This is a genomic window from Psychrobacillus sp. L4, assembly GCF_042944905.1.
Classification (GTDB): Bacteria; Bacillota; Bacilli; order Bacillales_A; family Planococcaceae; genus Psychrobacillus.
Genome location: NZ_CP168496.1, coordinates 2,475,546 through 2,490,026, shown reverse-complemented (window position 1 = coordinate 2,490,026; position 14,481 = coordinate 2,475,546). Strand labels below are relative to the sequence as shown.

Here is a 14,481-nt window from a genome sequence, read left to right as displayed (position 1 = left end):
GCAGTGAAAATGGATAAAGAAAATTATCAAAAGGAAACATTATACATTCATAAAGGGTATAGTTCTGTGAATCATCATGATAGTCTGTCAGTTCCTCTGTATCAAACTTCCACATTTGCATTTGAAACGGCTGAACAAGGTGCAAGTAGGTTTGCAGGAGAAGAAACGGGTGGAATTTACTCGAGATTAGGGAATCCGACAGTCAAAGTACTAGAAGAGCGAATGGCCGCACTGGAATACGGGGAAGGAGCTCTCGCATTTGGTTCAGGAATGGCTGCGGTTAGTACGATTCTAGTTCATTTAACGAAGACCGGAGATCATATTCTTTGTACTCGAGGAATATATGGTTGCACATTCGGCTTTTTAAATATACTGAAGCAAAAGTACAATATTTCACATGACTTTTCAACACTAGCAACAGAAGAAGAGATTGAAGCAGCTATTAAACCCAATACGGTTTGTATTTATATAGAGACTCCCATTAATCCTACAATGGAAATGGTGGATATTGGATTAATAACACGGGTTGCAAAAAAACACGGCATTCATGTAGTAGTAGATAATACTTTTTCATCTCCTTATTTACAGAACCCTTTGGAGTTAGGAGCAGATTTTGTATTGCATAGTGCCACTAAATATATTAATGGGCACGGGGATGTTATTGCAGGAATTCTTGTTGGTAAGAAAAAAGAAGAGATAGAGACAATACGTATGTCTGTGCAAAAAGATTATGGTGGTATCATTTCTCCATTTGATGCTTGGTTACTTATCCGAGGTTTGAAAACAATGCATGTACGGATGGACCGTCATACAAAAAATGCAGCAGCTCTTTTCACTTTTTTACAATCATGTTCTATGGTAGAAAATATTTACTACCCATTTGATGAGAACAACCCTCAATTCGAAATTGCCAAAAAACAAATGAAAGCAGGGGGAGGGCTAATTTCATTTACCGTTCAAGGTGGGATGAAAAATGCACAAAAGCTAATGAATGCATTAAAGTTAATAAAGATCGCTGTAAGTCTTGGAGATGCAGAAACACTAATTCAACATCCTTCAACGATGACTCATTCTGTCGTACCAGAAAAAGAAAGATTAGAAATGGGTATCACAGATGGATTGCTCCGACTATCAGTAGGTCTAGAAAACTCTACAGACTTAATAGAGGATTTACAGCAAGCTTTTTCTAAACTTTAATCCATATCTGGTCTATCTTCTACTTGGCTATTTCCTTTTCGCTATTCAAGTGGGAGTATTGCTTTAATAAATAAAGTACCGTCTTACCATCACTGGTAGAACGGTACTTTATTTATTCTATCGTGAAAACTCTTCCTCGCTCATCTTTGTACACGACATGTTGTCGATCAAGTTTTGTCGGTGAGTCAAGTCCAGCAGCCGATGCTATTCGGAAAAGTCCTTCACGCATTGTCAAAATATAATTGGTAACGCGATATTTCTTTTCTTCTACAACAAGTCCTTGCTGCAACTTCTTATCTGTAGTAGCAACGCCTGCTGGACATGTATTCGTATGGCATTTATGGGCCATAATACAACCTACTGATATCATAAAGCCTCGTGCAATTTGAACAAGGTCGGCTCCCATTGCTAAGGCAATCGCAGCTCGATCAGGTGTTGTAATTTTACCAGATGCAATAATTTTCACTCGATCTCTTACACCGTATTTCTTTAATGCATCATCCAGAAGAATAAGGGATGATCTAAGTGGTAAACCAACACTGTCAGCAAGATCCTGATAAGTAGCTCCAGAGCCACCTTCGCCGCCATCAAGCGAGATATGATCTGGTCCACTACCGGTTTCCCGCATAAATGACGCTAGTTCTTCTGCATCTTGTTTGCTTCCGATTACTACTTTTATACCGACTGGTTTGCCGGAATGCTGCCGGATTTTATCGATAAAATCGAACAAAGTAGGATAGTCGTCGAATTGGTGAAAACGATTTGGGCTGTTGATTGTTTTATATGGAGTAACGTTTCGGATGGCTGCTATTTCCTCGGTCACCTTCGCTCCTTCAACGTGTCCGCCACGCATTTTGGCTCCTTGGGCTAATTTAAGTTCAAATGCTTTCACTTGTGGAATTTCCGCTTTCTCACGAAGTCGTTCCCAACTAAATTCCCCTTCTTCTGTACGGAAACCAAATAGACCCGAACCAATTTGCGCAATAATATCTGCGTCACCAACTAGATGATGCTGAGACAGGCCGCCTTCGCCTGTATTCATCCATGCACCTTTAGCCATACCTATACCTTTCGATAAAGCTGTAATTGCATTTTCGCCAAGTGCTCCGTAACTCATCGCGGATTGCCCTAGCATACTACGAACATGGAAAGGATGCTTACAATTTGGTCCAATAATAATTGCATCTTCTTCTGGTAATAACCATGACAATGCAGGGATATCTTCCAAATGCTCTTTCCTTGAAAACAAATTATCTTCATCGAGAACATAACGCATTGTATCAACCATGACTTCGTTATCCACTCGCATTTCCTCATTTTGTTTCGTAAACATCGCATTTCGAATAAAATAGCCTGCTTCATTAAAATTACGCTTCGAACCGAAACCAATGACGCTGTTCAAGTATTTTCCTGGCAGAACCATATGCAAATATTCCTCGCGGTTGAAAGGTTCTCCTCCATTATCATTATCAAATAAATATTGTCTAAGCTCAGGACCCGTTTTCTCCAGTATATAGCGCATGCGGCCTAAAATCGGATAATTACGAAGTATAGCATGTTGCTTTTGCTTTCGATCATAAAGGTATAAAAAGACTACAGCTAAAATTGGTACGATAACAAGAAATATAATTAGTAATGTTGTAGAAATCGAAATAGTTTCCACCCAAGACACATCCCTCACTCCTCTCATTATTTTATTAATAGTTTACCATTATAATAGACGATAAATGCCATTATAGAGTGGAATTAGAAAAAATAAAGAGTATCCGATCAATTAAAGATCTGCTAAACGAACGGAATGACTTTTCGTCCGCTTTACTTCTTAAACAGGGTTTTATTTCTCCTTATCCAAACAAAATGCACAAAGTCTCTACAAGTTTCAAGAGAGGGGAGGATAAGTGCTCATCACAAGAGTGCCGAAAAAGGATCGGAAAGTGACGCGGCCACTTTCCAATCCTTTTGAAATCTAGTCCTTGTTGTCGGCTAGACGCAATATAAAATTATCAACGAGTGGTGCGTGCGAAAATAGTTGTGTTTCTTATATATGTGCGATTAAAACTTGAATGAATTGTTCTAAGCCTTCTTTATCTTGTTCAGAGAAACGTTCTTTTATAGGACTGTCGATATCTAGTACACCTAATAGAACTCCATCTTTTACAATAGGTACGACGATTTCCGATTGAGAAGCTGCATCGCATGCAATATGTCCTGGAAAAGCATGTACATCAGGAACGATGACCGTTTCTTTTGTGCTGGCAGCTGAGCCACAAACACCTTTAGCAAGGGGTATTCTTACACAGGCAGGTAATCCTTGGAATGGCCCCAACACTAATTCGTTATCTTCCATTAAGTAAAAGCCAACCCAATTAATCTGATCTAAAAATTGATTTAATAATGCCGACGCATTACTTAAATTTGCAATAATATTTTTTTCCCCAGTTAATAGGGCGTCTAATTGTTTCGATAACATCGTGTAATTAGCCGATAAATCCTGTGAGTAATTCGTTTTTGTAAACATTTTTCATTCTCCATTCTCTATAAATAGTTTAAATTCGTCGTAAAATTGATGTAAATCGTTTACTTGATGGGCATCTGAACCGAACACTAAAGGAATTCCTAATTGCTTTGCCATAATTATATAGGGTGGGGGAGGATAGCTTTCCATACAATATGGTTTTGCAAGTCCTGCACTATTTAGGTCAAGTTGAAGATGTTGATGTTTTATTTCTTTTAATATAGAAACAATTTCCTCTTGGTCATCTACTTTTTCGGACAATGCATGCTGGAATTTATGTACAAGCGTTATGTGACCAATTCGTTTTGGTTTATATTTTCCTAAATCACTCGTTATTGAATCCATAAGTGTTTTATAATACAATCTATACACGGAGATTGGACTCCCTACTTGTTTGATAAATTCTAAATAAGTATTTTTTGAGAAGTCAATACAAGTGTATGTATTTTGAAAATGTAAAAAATGCACGGATAAAATAGAATCGTCTAAATATTTCCCGTATATATTTAAAAAAGAAATAATCTCATGTTCAAAACCAGAGATAAAATCTATCTCCAATCCAGATGAAATAATAATATCTTTTCTATATTGTTTTTTCAAATCATTTAAATCAGACAAATAAGATTCGAGCTTGTTTATATTCATGCCGCTATCTTGATCAGGAGTAGGATCGATGAAATTTAACGGTAAAGGGGCATGCTCAGTAAAAGTTATTTCGTCAAACCCACTTTTAATTGCTTTTTCAATATATTCTTGAAATGAGTCAAGCGTTCCATGCGGACAGTAGGGAGTATGAATATGACCATCTTTTTTCAAAAAAACCAACCTCCACTCTTTAAAATACAAATATTTCAAAGATTTCATTGCTTTTCTATTGTTTTATGAAACAATAACATAAAAAGCATGGTAATATATATAGTAACATTTGAAAAAGAACTTTTGATCTTGGAACAGGGGGCTTACGATGAAGTATATCATCCCAGTGATTATTATACTTTTAATCATTGCAATTTTTGCATTTATTATAAGACGAAAACATAATTCAGAAATTGAACGATTAGAACATGAAAAGCATCAAATTCAAAACAAACCTATTTTAGAAGAGATGACAAAAGTAAAACAATTAAATATGAATGGTCAAACAGAAGAAATGTTTGAAAGATGGAGAAATACTTGGACGGAAGTAATGGACGTTCTAATGCCTAAAATCGATATTCTTTTATTTGATGCAGAAGAAAATGTAGACAAGTTTCTATTTGTCAAAGCGTCAAAAATTGAAAAAGAGCTTCAAACTTTAATTTCTACATGTGACGAGAAAATGTCGAGTATATTAAAAGAACTAGAAGAGTTAATTGGTAGTGAAGAGAAGAACCGAATAGAGATGGAACAATTAAAGGAGCAACATCGAGCTGCAAGAAAAACAGTACTAGCACACCAGTATTCATTTGGTGATGCAGTTCCTGCGCTAGAAACTAAATTAGAGTCATTTATTCCTCATTTTGAAGAATTTGATAAATTGACGGAAACAGGGAATTACTTAAGTGCACGAGAGATTGTTATTTCTGTTCAAGATGATGGCCAAAAGTTTTTTCGTGTTCTAAATGATATTCCAACAGTACTCTCAGAAATTCAACATAAAATTCCAGCGAGTATTTATGAATTAAGAAATGGTCAAAAAGAAATGGAAGAGAGTTCATATTACTTACAACATCTCGAAATGTCAGCAAAATTAGATGGAATAGAAGAAGAATTGAAGGAATTGAAAGAGGCAATTATTGAACTGAAAGTGATTAAAACAATTGCGAGAGTGGAAGAAATAAAAGATGAAATTGAAACATTCTATGATTTATTGGAAAAAGAAGTAATAGCCAAAAAATATGTAGATCAACATAAAGAAAAAACAGCAAGTCGCCTAAAAGAAGTTACTTCAGTTACTCGTGCTGTAAGTGAGGAAGCTGCTTATGTACAACAAAGCTATCGCTTACCAGAAAAAGAAGCAGAAATTCCGCAAAGTTGTTTAAAAGAATTGGAAGAGTTACATAAGAAATTTGAACTACTTTCAAGGCGTGTAGAGGAAGAACAATCAGCCTATTCAAGCTTACAAGAAGAACTTAATGATATATCGGAAGAAATTGATCGCTTATATGACGAGCAAGATCGTTTTGCCAATCGTTTAAAAAATCTGCGTATCGATGAAAACAAAGCACGTGCAAAGCTAGATGATTTAAAAACCTTACTGCATGAAACGGATCGTATGCTTCAGAAAGCGAATATTCCCGGTATTCCTGAAGACATGGATGTACGTTTAGAGGAAGCAGAAGAACATATTTATGTAGCGATGCAAAGTCTTCAAGAAGTTCCTTTGAACATGATATTAGTGGATAACTACTTATCGCAAGCCGAAGCTTGTATGGAGGAAGTTCATCAAAAAGCGAAAGAAATGCTTGAAAATGTGTTATTAACTGAAAAGATTATTCAATACGGTAATCGTTATCGAGCAAATCATCCGAATGTTCATATGCGATTACTTGAAGCGGAAGAATCATTTAGACAACTAAGATATGCAAAAGCTTTGGAAGATGCGGCTACTGCAGTAGAAGAGGTTGAGCCAGGAGCTCTAAAGAAGATTGAAGTACTTGTGAAAGAAGATACTTTGCGTACATAAAAAATATCTATTTTAGTATTTAGATTGTGTATACAAGTCTGAACCACCTCACTATAATTGTGAAGGTGGTTTTTTTCCGAAAAGGAGTGAATGAAACATGATTTATTTTGATAATAGTGCTACAACGAAAGCTTATAAAGATATAATCGATACATTTGTATCGGTGAATGAAAAATATTGGGCAAATCCTGCTTCTATCCATGAGTTCGGTCATCAAACAAACGAATTATTACAATCGGCAAGAACACAAGTTGCTGATGTGATTAAAACAGCTAAAGAAAAAGTGTATTTCACTTCCGGTGGGACAGAATCGAATAATTTAGCTATATTTGGTTTAGCTAATAAATATAAGCATCGCGGAAATCATGTGCTTATTTCTGCAATTGAACATCCTTCTGTACTAGAATCCGCTAGAGAGCTTCAACTGCTAGGATTTAATGTAGAATATATTCCTGTCAATAAAGAAGGGATTATCTCAATAGATTCTATCCAGTCACTTCTTCGTCATGATACAGTTTTAGTAAGTATCATGCATGTTAATAACGAAACTGGTGCCGTCCAGCCGATTAATGAAATTGCTGCCCTAATTAAATCAAAAAGCAGAGCAGTTTTTCATATGGATGCTGTGCAAAGCTTTGGAAAAATGGTAGTTAACTTTGAGGAACAACAAGTAGATGCGATAACTATATCGTCACATAAAATTCATGGTCTGAAAGGATCTGGGGTTCTTGTTTTAAGAAATTCTACTGAGATTACACCTATTCTTTTTGGTGGAGGACAAGAATATGGCATTAGAAGTGGAACAACATCCGTACCATTAGCTGTATGTACTGCAAAGACAATTCGACTAGCAAATAGTAATCTGGAAGCACATAGTAGAATTATGAAAAGTATGGCAGATGAGATCAGTACATTTTTACAAACTTTTTCTTCTATCAAAATCATTTCCCCGGAAATAAGAGCGCCACATATTATCTCTTTTTCGGTTCGAGGAGTGAAAGGAGAAGTATTTATCAATGCACTTCAAAAAGAAGATGTGATCGTCTCCACGAGTAGTGCATGCTCTTCCAAACAAACAAAAACAAGTCATGTGTTAAAAGCAATGCATTTAGAAGATGATTATATTAAAGGAGTCATCCGATTAAGTTTTTCTCATCTGAATTTGGTGGAAGAAGTGCAGCAATTTAAAAAGATATTTACTAAAGTGATGAACGTAATTAAAGGAGACTAAAAAAGATGAAATGGGAAAAAATATTAGTTAGATACGGCGAGTTATCAACAAAAGGAAAAAATAGGAAAACGTTTATTACGCAACTTCGAAACAATATAAAATTTTCTTTTATTGATTTGTCGAACTTTAAAATGACCGCAGAGAGAGATCGAATGTTTTTAACTTCGAAGGATGACGCTGAAATACAACAACTTATTAAAAGATTACCGAAAATATTTGGTATACAATCCTTTAGTCCAGTTGCATCAAGCACACAGGAAATGGATGATATACTAGAAACTGCTTTGAAAATAATGAAAAGTTTAGAACACCAAGATAAAACATTTAGAGTCACTGTTAAAAGAACAGATAAAAGATTTCCATTGGATACGTATGAATTACAACGAAAAGTCGCAAGTCATGTGCTTAGTCAATTTCCTAACTTAAAGGTACAAATGAAAGACGCGGATATTAATTTACGTATTGAGGTTTTATCAGATGCTGTTTATATGATGGCGGAAGTTATCCCAGGAGCAGGTGGAATGCCACTTGGTTCTAATGGTCGATCCTTGTTAATGCTTTCAGGCGGAATTGATAGTCCAGTTGCTGGTTATATGTTATTAAAACGCGGAGTACGTTTAGATGCTATTCATTTCCATAGTCCACCTTTTACAAGCGAACGTTCCAAAGAAAAAGTTATGGATTTAGCTAATCAGTTGAGTCACTTTGGAGCATCGGTGAAATTGCATGTCATTCCTTTTACCGATATTCAACAGAGTATTCAAGCTCAAATACCAGACAATGTATCGATGACGACAACAAGAAGAATGATGATGAAAATAGCAGACTTAGTAAGAGAAGAGATCGGTGCGTTAGGAATCGTTACTGGGGAAAGTTTAGGACAAGTTGCTAGTCAAACGTTAGAAAGTTTAACAGCCATTAATGCAGTAACAACTACACCTATTTTCAGACCATTAATTTCATTAGATAAACTTGACATTATTGATATTGCCCAAAAAATTGGGACATATGAAACGTCCATACTACCATATGAGGATTGTTGTACGATATTTACTTCATCTTGTCCTAAAACAAAACCGAAACTCGAAAAAGTGGAGTACTATGAAAGCTTTAAGGATTTTGATGAATTAATAAAAGAAGCTGTGGAAAATAGAGAAGTTTTATCGTTTCCAATTAGTAAGAAAAATGATTTTGAAAATTTACTTTAAAAAATAACAAAATATACCTTGCCTCCTTGTGTATGATTTTCGTGAAAACGACCATTCTAATTTCACAAGGAGGTGAGAGACATGACAAACAACAACTCATCAAATCAACTTCTAGTACCAGGAGTAAAACAAGCGATTGACCAAATGAAATATGAAATTGCTCAAGAGTTTGGAGTACAACTTGGACCTGATGCATCATCGCGTGCCAACGGATCCGTAGGCGGAGAAATTACAAAGCGATTAGTGCAACAGGCTCAATCCCAAATGAATGGGTACAGCAAATAAGGAAATAAAAAAATCGGCAGCTTAGGCTGCCGATTTTTCTATTTAAAAGACAGCATACAAACTTGGTATGCAAGAAATCCGGTATCAACAGTGCTTTCAAATGGGGCGGGCTACTATTACAAAAACGGCAACAAATTACATCACAAGAAAAACGCAAGCGTCCTTTAAGTGCATATTGTCTTATCTATTTCTAGAGTGCTTTGGACGAAACATTTGCTACACTATTACCGGGAAATTTTTGTGGATTGAGAAGTGACTGCGTCACTTCTCAATCCACTTTTTTCGGTAATCTTGTGGCGGATGTTTGTCCGTCGCCTTCATGAAATATGTAAAGACATAATGCATTAGGTTTGGTTAATGAGAGAATAAATCCTTTCCTATTCTTTTAAAAGCGGACGAAGATACAATTTCGTCCGCTCAGCTCTTCTTTATCAATGGACACTATCTATTTCTTTTTAGTGCTAAGACTATTGGAAGGATTCCCAAGCCTTTGATAATAACAAAATAAATCCCTCCAATAATTTTATGATTAGAGGCATTATTGCCGTTACTATCGAAAAGAAGAAGTGAATACAAATATTTTACTAATGGACAGTTTAATGGAAGAAGGATTCTCTGATAAAAAGAGTATTTTGTTTGTTATATTGGATCTAAGAGGATAATAACGAAGTATTTACTCCATCCTAAATAGACACATTAATCCTATGATTAATGTGCTTTAGTTATGGGATGGTGGTAATTTTGAGTTTCATAAAAAAAATCTCTTGTTTGTTAGTTGTTTTTTTAGTTTTTGTAAATTTGAGCAGTCGAGAATCAATCGCTTCAAATGGTGAAACTACGCTAAAAGAAGCGATTGACATTGGATTCCAGCGAGCAAAAGAATGGAATGTGAACGCAACACTTACAAAAGTAACCAGTGTGGATGAAACTATGGGAGGCTCGAGAGGAGAAGCAGGGAAACGTTTTAATTGGTCTTTGTTCTTTGTAGTTCCAGGTACAGATGATTATGTACTAATTGGTATCTCAGAAAAGAAAATTTGGTTATTTAGACCAGATAAGCAATCTCAGGATCGAACAATACCCTACGATGAGATCAAGTTGGATAGCTCTGATGTTCTCCAACTAGCAAAAGATAAATACGGACTAAAACCAGGGAAAGATTGGGCAACGGGGTATCATTTTACACTTGATAGTATTGATGGTAAACCCATTCTAACTGTGGTTGGAAATGATCGAGGTAACCGTTTTACTCGAATTTCATTCAATGCCCAAAACGGAGATGTAGTCAGTGCCATTCATAAATTACCATACGGTGGAGGATTAATATCCAAACGTATTGGTACCGATAACCTAACAAAAAAAGGGAGGGCGATTACGGGGGTTGTCGCTGGAAACAAAAATTTAGTCGTATGGGGAGACAAAAAGCCAACACAATTTAGTACAACCAAGCAACCTTTTATTGAATGGAGTCCTAATAATGGAGAAACATGGACAGAACTACAAGCTAATAATCATGTAACACACGCATGGTTTGATAGGAATGATCAATTATATGCAGCAACGGAAAAAGAATTATGGACAGGTATTACATCAAAAAGTAAAGGAACGAAAATTCTTTCATTAGAACACATGATTGAGAACATCGACTATTCAATCAACAACCATATAGCTGTGATATCAAATAGAAAAATTTACTATTCGACCAATCAAGGGGAGAGTTGGGAACAAGCTATTGTTCCTAAACCATTTTATGTGGTTCAAATATCGGATAATGGTGATTTGGTAGTATTAACAGAAGAAAGGAAGATTTTGCAAAAGACGAATGATAGATGGAACGAAATAATCATGCCGAATAGTAATGATGTACCTAATGATATAAAAGTGATTAACAATAGGCTATTCATCACCACACAAAGTGAAATTTGGACCCGAAATCTTCAAAAGGGAAATTGGAGGAAAATTAAAGTTGATGAAGTGGTAGTTAAATTTATTAAAAAAGGAGAGAGATTATTCGGATATACACGAGGTGAAGCTATTTATTCCATTAGTACGAAAGAAGAAAGAAAATCTGAAAAAGTGTTTGATGCTGGGGATTCCATCGTTATGGATGTGGATATCATGGGAGATACGTTATGGATTGCAACTATACCAAATTATTCGTGGGAAGAAATGACGATTCAGAAGAGACGATAAAAATTTCAAGTGAATATCCATGAAAAAGAAGAATGGCACAAATTTGTAGTAATAGATGCTGAAGCAAAAAAGGTACTTCTTGGAGGATATCATTATCAGCTGTATGATAATCCTTACAAATATAAAAACCACCATAGATTGGTGGTTTTTATATTTGTTTCTTACTCAAACAGATCAATTCCTTTGATAGATTATTTATTCTCTCATTAACCAAACCTTACGCACTTTGTCTCTGCAAAAGAGGGAAACGGACAAACATCCGCCACAAGATAACCGAAAAAAGTGTAGCTGGAAGTGACACAGTCACTTCCAGCTGCATAATTCCAAAGGTAATAGTGTATCTAATGTTTCGTCCAAAGCACTCTAGAAATAGTGAAGACCAGATGCACTTAAAGGAAGTTTGGGATCTGATAAAAACACAGAAATTTTTCTTTATATTTAAAAATCAGACTATTTACTTTATAATTAAAATGTAAGGATGAGGAGGAGATCAGATGAATAAACAAAATTTGATAGCACCAAACAACTATAATTTAGTTTGTGAATTTGAAAAATATAGCGCCGATGAAGAAAAGATAGCACTAATTTGGGAATCGGATATAGGCGAAAATAAGTCATGTACATATAAACAATTAATACAAAGAGCAAATAAAGTGGCAAATCTATTTACAAAAAAAGGTCTTCAAAAGGGGGATGTCATATTAATCATGGTTCCTCGCTTAATAGAGGCATATGAAGTATATATTGCTGCATTGAAAGCAGGTTTAGTAGTAATTCCAAGTTCTGAAATGCTTCGGACGAAAGATATTGAATATCGTCTTGTACATAGTGAAGCAAAAGCTATTATTGCGTATGAACCTTTTTTAGATCAATTTGATGAAGTGCAGCATCTCGACGAAAAATTATTACTAGTAATTGGCGAAGGTCAAGGAAGATGGACATCCATAACGCATGAAATGACACATGAATCTGACCAGTTTCAAGCAGTAGATACATTAAAAGATGATATGGCTTTTCTATCGTATACAAGCGGTACAACAGGAAACCCAAAAGGTGTCGTACATACACATAGTTGGGCTTACGCTCATTTAAGAACTTCAGGACCTAATTGGCTTGGTATTCAAGAAGGAGATATAGTTTGGGCAACTGCAAGTCCTGGATGGCAAAAATGGATATGGAGCCCTTTCCTTGCAACATTAGGGAGTGGTGCAATTGGTTATGTGTATAATGGAAAATTTGAACCGAAAACCTATCTAAATAAGATTAAAGAGAAAAAAGTGAATGTTCTTTGCTGCACCCCAACAGAATATCGAATAATGGCTAAAACGGAAGAGTTATCGAACTATGACCTTTCCTCTCTTCATAGTGCAGTTTCAGCGGGCGAACCGTTAAACAGAGAGGTAATTGAAACATTTAATAGACTTTTTAGCTTGGAAGTTAGAGATGGCTATGGTCAAACTGAAAATACATTGCTAATTGGAACGATGAAAGGAATGGAAAGTAGAATAGGTTCCATGGGGAAACCGACACCTGGAAATACAGTAGAAATAATAAATGAATTTGGAGAAATTTGTGTAGCTGGTGAAGTAGGCGATATTGCAGTACATGTAGAAACTCCAGCACTATTTAAAGAATACTTGAAAGATCCGGAAAGAACTTCTATGCAATTTAGAGGAAATTACTATATTACAGGTGACCAAGCAAAAAAGGATGAAAATGGTTATTTCTGGTTTGAAGGTAGAGGAGACGACATCATTATAAGCTCAGGTTATACAATTGGACCTTTTGAAGTGGAAGATGCACTTACAAAACATCCAGCTGTACAAGAATGTGCAGTTGTTGCAAGTCCACATGAGCTACGAGGAACTATTGTAAAAGCATTTGTTGTTTTACTTGAGCCATTAAAACAGGGTACAGAGGAGTTAGTAAAAGAACTTCAAGAGCATGTTAAATCCATGACTGCCCCTTATAAATATCCGCGTGAGATTGAGTTCATCGAAGAGTTGCCAAAAACAACTTCAGGTAAAATCAGACGTATTGAGCTAAGAAAACGAGAAGAAATGAAAAAATAGATTGAAAAAAACACGGAGAACATTTGGTTCTTCGTTTTTAATTGACTTACATTAGATTTCATTTTTAGTTTGCTTTCTCAGTATCAAGTCTAGCTTCACTTCTAATCTACTTGTTTATCTGTCCATATAAAGGAATTTCTTTGTTTACTTTAGTGCATTGAAGTATTATAATAATGCATGTATTTTGGGTTTGAAAAAATGGGGTGAAGTTTTGCAAGCAGAAGAAAAACAAGGAATACTTATCGTAGCAATTGCATATATATTTTGGGGATTCATGCCGATTTATTGGAAGCTATTATTGAATGTTTCAAGTGATGAAATACTTGCAAGTCGAGTAATTTGGTCATTTATTTTTACATTATTCGTGGTTATTTTAAGCAAAAATTTTAAGACGTTGATTAGTGATTTAAAGGAGCTTTGGAAGAATAAGAAGGCTTTTTGGAGTCTCGTTCTTGCCTCGTACTTAGTAACAGGAAATTGGTTTACATACATATATGCAGTAAATGCAGGGTATATAGTACAAACTAGTTTAGGATATTACATAAACCCATTAATATCTGTCCTATTAGGCATTATCTTTTTAAAAGAAAAATTATCTAGGGCTCAACAACTTTCTGTAGCTATTGCGGCAGCTGGGGTTACTATCCTAACAGTTTCATATGGAGAAATTCCATGGATCGCTGTAACACTAGCTTTAACGTTTGCTTTTTATGGCTTTATTAAAAAAAGCTTGACGATTGATCCATTAAGAGGCATAACAATAGAAACAATGTTCGTTTTGCCAGTAGCACTTATTTATTTTGGATATTTATTAGTGACGGATCAAGCGGTTTTCTTTCAATCAAATGCTAGTACCATGATTTTACTAGCATTAACTGGTGTAGCAACCGCGGTTCCACTTGTGTTGTTTGCAAAAGGAACGAAAACAATGCCACTTTATATGTCTGGCTTTATTCAATATTTTGCTCCAACTATTATGCTCCTAGTTGGTATCTTTGTTTATCATGAAAAGTTTAGCAAAATTGAATTTATCTCATTTTCATTTATTTGGGCAGCATTAATCTTATTTACTATTTCTAAAATTGTAGAAGTAAGAAAAAACAGGTAGCGCTATG

Annotated in this window: 11 protein-coding genes; 8 read left to right on the top strand and 3 right to left on the bottom strand. The window is 35.4% G+C overall.

The genetic code is table 11. From position 1 onward, the window contains the following. Window positions 1-9: 9 nt before the first annotated feature. Window positions 10-1,197, top strand: a complete 1,188-nt coding sequence (gene megL, locus ACEPXG_RS11965; RefSeq protein WP_391202612.1) for a methionine gamma-lyase — start codon at window positions 10-12, stop codon at window positions 1,195-1,197. Between the two features lie 112 nt (window positions 1,198-1,309). Here the strand turns inward: megL and ACEPXG_RS11960 are convergent, their stop codons facing one another. The 3 genes from ACEPXG_RS11960 to hisJ form a co-directional block, all read right to left on the bottom strand. Continuing rightward, window positions 1,310-2,887: an FMN-binding glutamate synthase family protein gene (locus ACEPXG_RS11960; protein ID WP_391202609.1), complete on the bottom strand. Its 1,578-nt coding sequence runs from the start codon at window positions 2,885-2,887 to the stop codon at window positions 1,310-1,312. Window positions 2,888-3,235: 348 nt separating this feature from the next. Then, window positions 3,236-3,715 (bottom strand): GAF domain-containing protein, encoded by a 480-nt coding sequence (locus ACEPXG_RS11955; protein WP_391202606.1) that lies wholly within the window; start codon window positions 3,713-3,715, stop codon window positions 3,236-3,238. A gap of 3 nt (window positions 3,716-3,718) precedes the next feature. Then, entirely contained in the window at window positions 3,719-4,528 is an 810-nt protein-coding gene (hisJ, locus tag ACEPXG_RS11950; protein WP_391202603.1) for a histidinol-phosphatase HisJ, read from the bottom strand. A gap of 148 nt (window positions 4,529-4,676) precedes the next feature. On the opposite strand from hisJ, the gene ezrA reads away from it, so the two are divergent. The 7 genes from ezrA to rarD all read left to right on the top strand — a co-directional run bounded on the left by ezrA (window position 4,677) and on the right by rarD (window position 14,474). Next, window positions 4,677-6,377, top strand: a complete 1,701-nt coding sequence (ezrA, locus tag ACEPXG_RS11945; RefSeq protein WP_391202600.1) for a septation ring formation regulator EzrA — start codon at window positions 4,677-4,679, stop codon at window positions 6,375-6,377. Between the two features lie 97 nt (window positions 6,378-6,474). Further along, window positions 6,475-7,608, top strand: coding sequence for a cysteine desulfurase family protein (locus ACEPXG_RS11940; protein ID WP_391202597.1), 1,134 nt, complete (start codon window positions 6,475-6,477; stop codon window positions 7,606-7,608). 5 nt (window positions 7,609-7,613) lie between these two features. Further along, complete coding sequence (thiI, locus tag ACEPXG_RS11935) at window positions 7,614-8,816, top strand: tRNA uracil 4-sulfurtransferase ThiI (protein ID WP_391202595.1); 1,203 nt, start codon at window positions 7,614-7,616, stop codon at window positions 8,814-8,816. Window positions 8,817-8,897: 81 nt separating this feature from the next. Further along, window positions 8,898-9,101, top strand: a complete 204-nt coding sequence (locus ACEPXG_RS11930; protein ID WP_151700615.1) for an alpha/beta-type small acid-soluble spore protein — start codon at window positions 8,898-8,900, stop codon at window positions 9,099-9,101. Between the two features lie 741 nt (window positions 9,102-9,842). After that, a complete protein-coding gene (locus tag ACEPXG_RS11925) occupies window positions 9,843-11,294 on the top strand; it encodes a WD40/YVTN/BNR-like repeat-containing protein (RefSeq protein ID WP_391202592.1) in 1,452 nt (483 codons plus the stop codon). 494 nt (window positions 11,295-11,788) lie between these two features. Next, window positions 11,789-13,366, top strand: coding sequence for an acyl-CoA synthetase MbcS (gene mbcS / locus ACEPXG_RS11920; protein WP_391202588.1), 1,578 nt, complete (start codon window positions 11,789-11,791; stop codon window positions 13,364-13,366). Between the two features lie 211 nt (window positions 13,367-13,577). Then, window positions 13,578-14,474 carry an EamA family transporter RarD gene (rarD, locus tag ACEPXG_RS11915; protein WP_391202585.1) on the top strand — a complete coding sequence of 299 codons (897 nt, stop codon included), beginning with the start codon at window positions 13,578-13,580 and terminating at the stop codon, window positions 14,472-14,474. Window positions 14,475-14,481 lie beyond the last annotated feature (7 nt).

Bases quoted from the DNA above. Each gene is read 5' to 3' on its own strand.
- ezrA (WP_391202600.1), top strand. From the start codon at position 4,677: ATGAAGTATATCATCCCAGTGATTATTATACTTTTAATCATTGCAATT.
- ACEPXG_RS11940 (WP_391202597.1), top strand. From the start codon at position 6,475: ATGATTTATTTTGATAATAGTGCTACAACGAAAGCTTATAAAGATATA.
- ACEPXG_RS11960 (WP_391202609.1), bottom strand. From the start codon at position 2,887: ATGAGAGGAGTGAGGGATGTGTCTTGGGTGGAAACTATTTCGATTTCT.
- ACEPXG_RS11930 (WP_151700615.1), top strand. From the start codon at position 8,898: ATGACAAACAACAACTCATCAAATCAACTTCTAGTACCAGGAGTAAAA.
- megL (WP_391202612.1), top strand. From the start codon at position 10: ATGGATAAAGAAAATTATCAAAAGGAAACATTATACATTCATAAAGGG.
- thiI (WP_391202595.1), top strand. From the start codon at position 7,614: ATGAAATGGGAAAAAATATTAGTTAGATACGGCGAGTTATCAACAAAA.
- mbcS (WP_391202588.1), top strand. From the start codon at position 11,789: ATGAATAAACAAAATTTGATAGCACCAAACAACTATAATTTAGTTTGT.
- ACEPXG_RS11955 (WP_391202606.1), bottom strand. From the start codon at position 3,715: ATGTTTACAAAAACGAATTACTCACAGGATTTATCGGCTAATTACACG.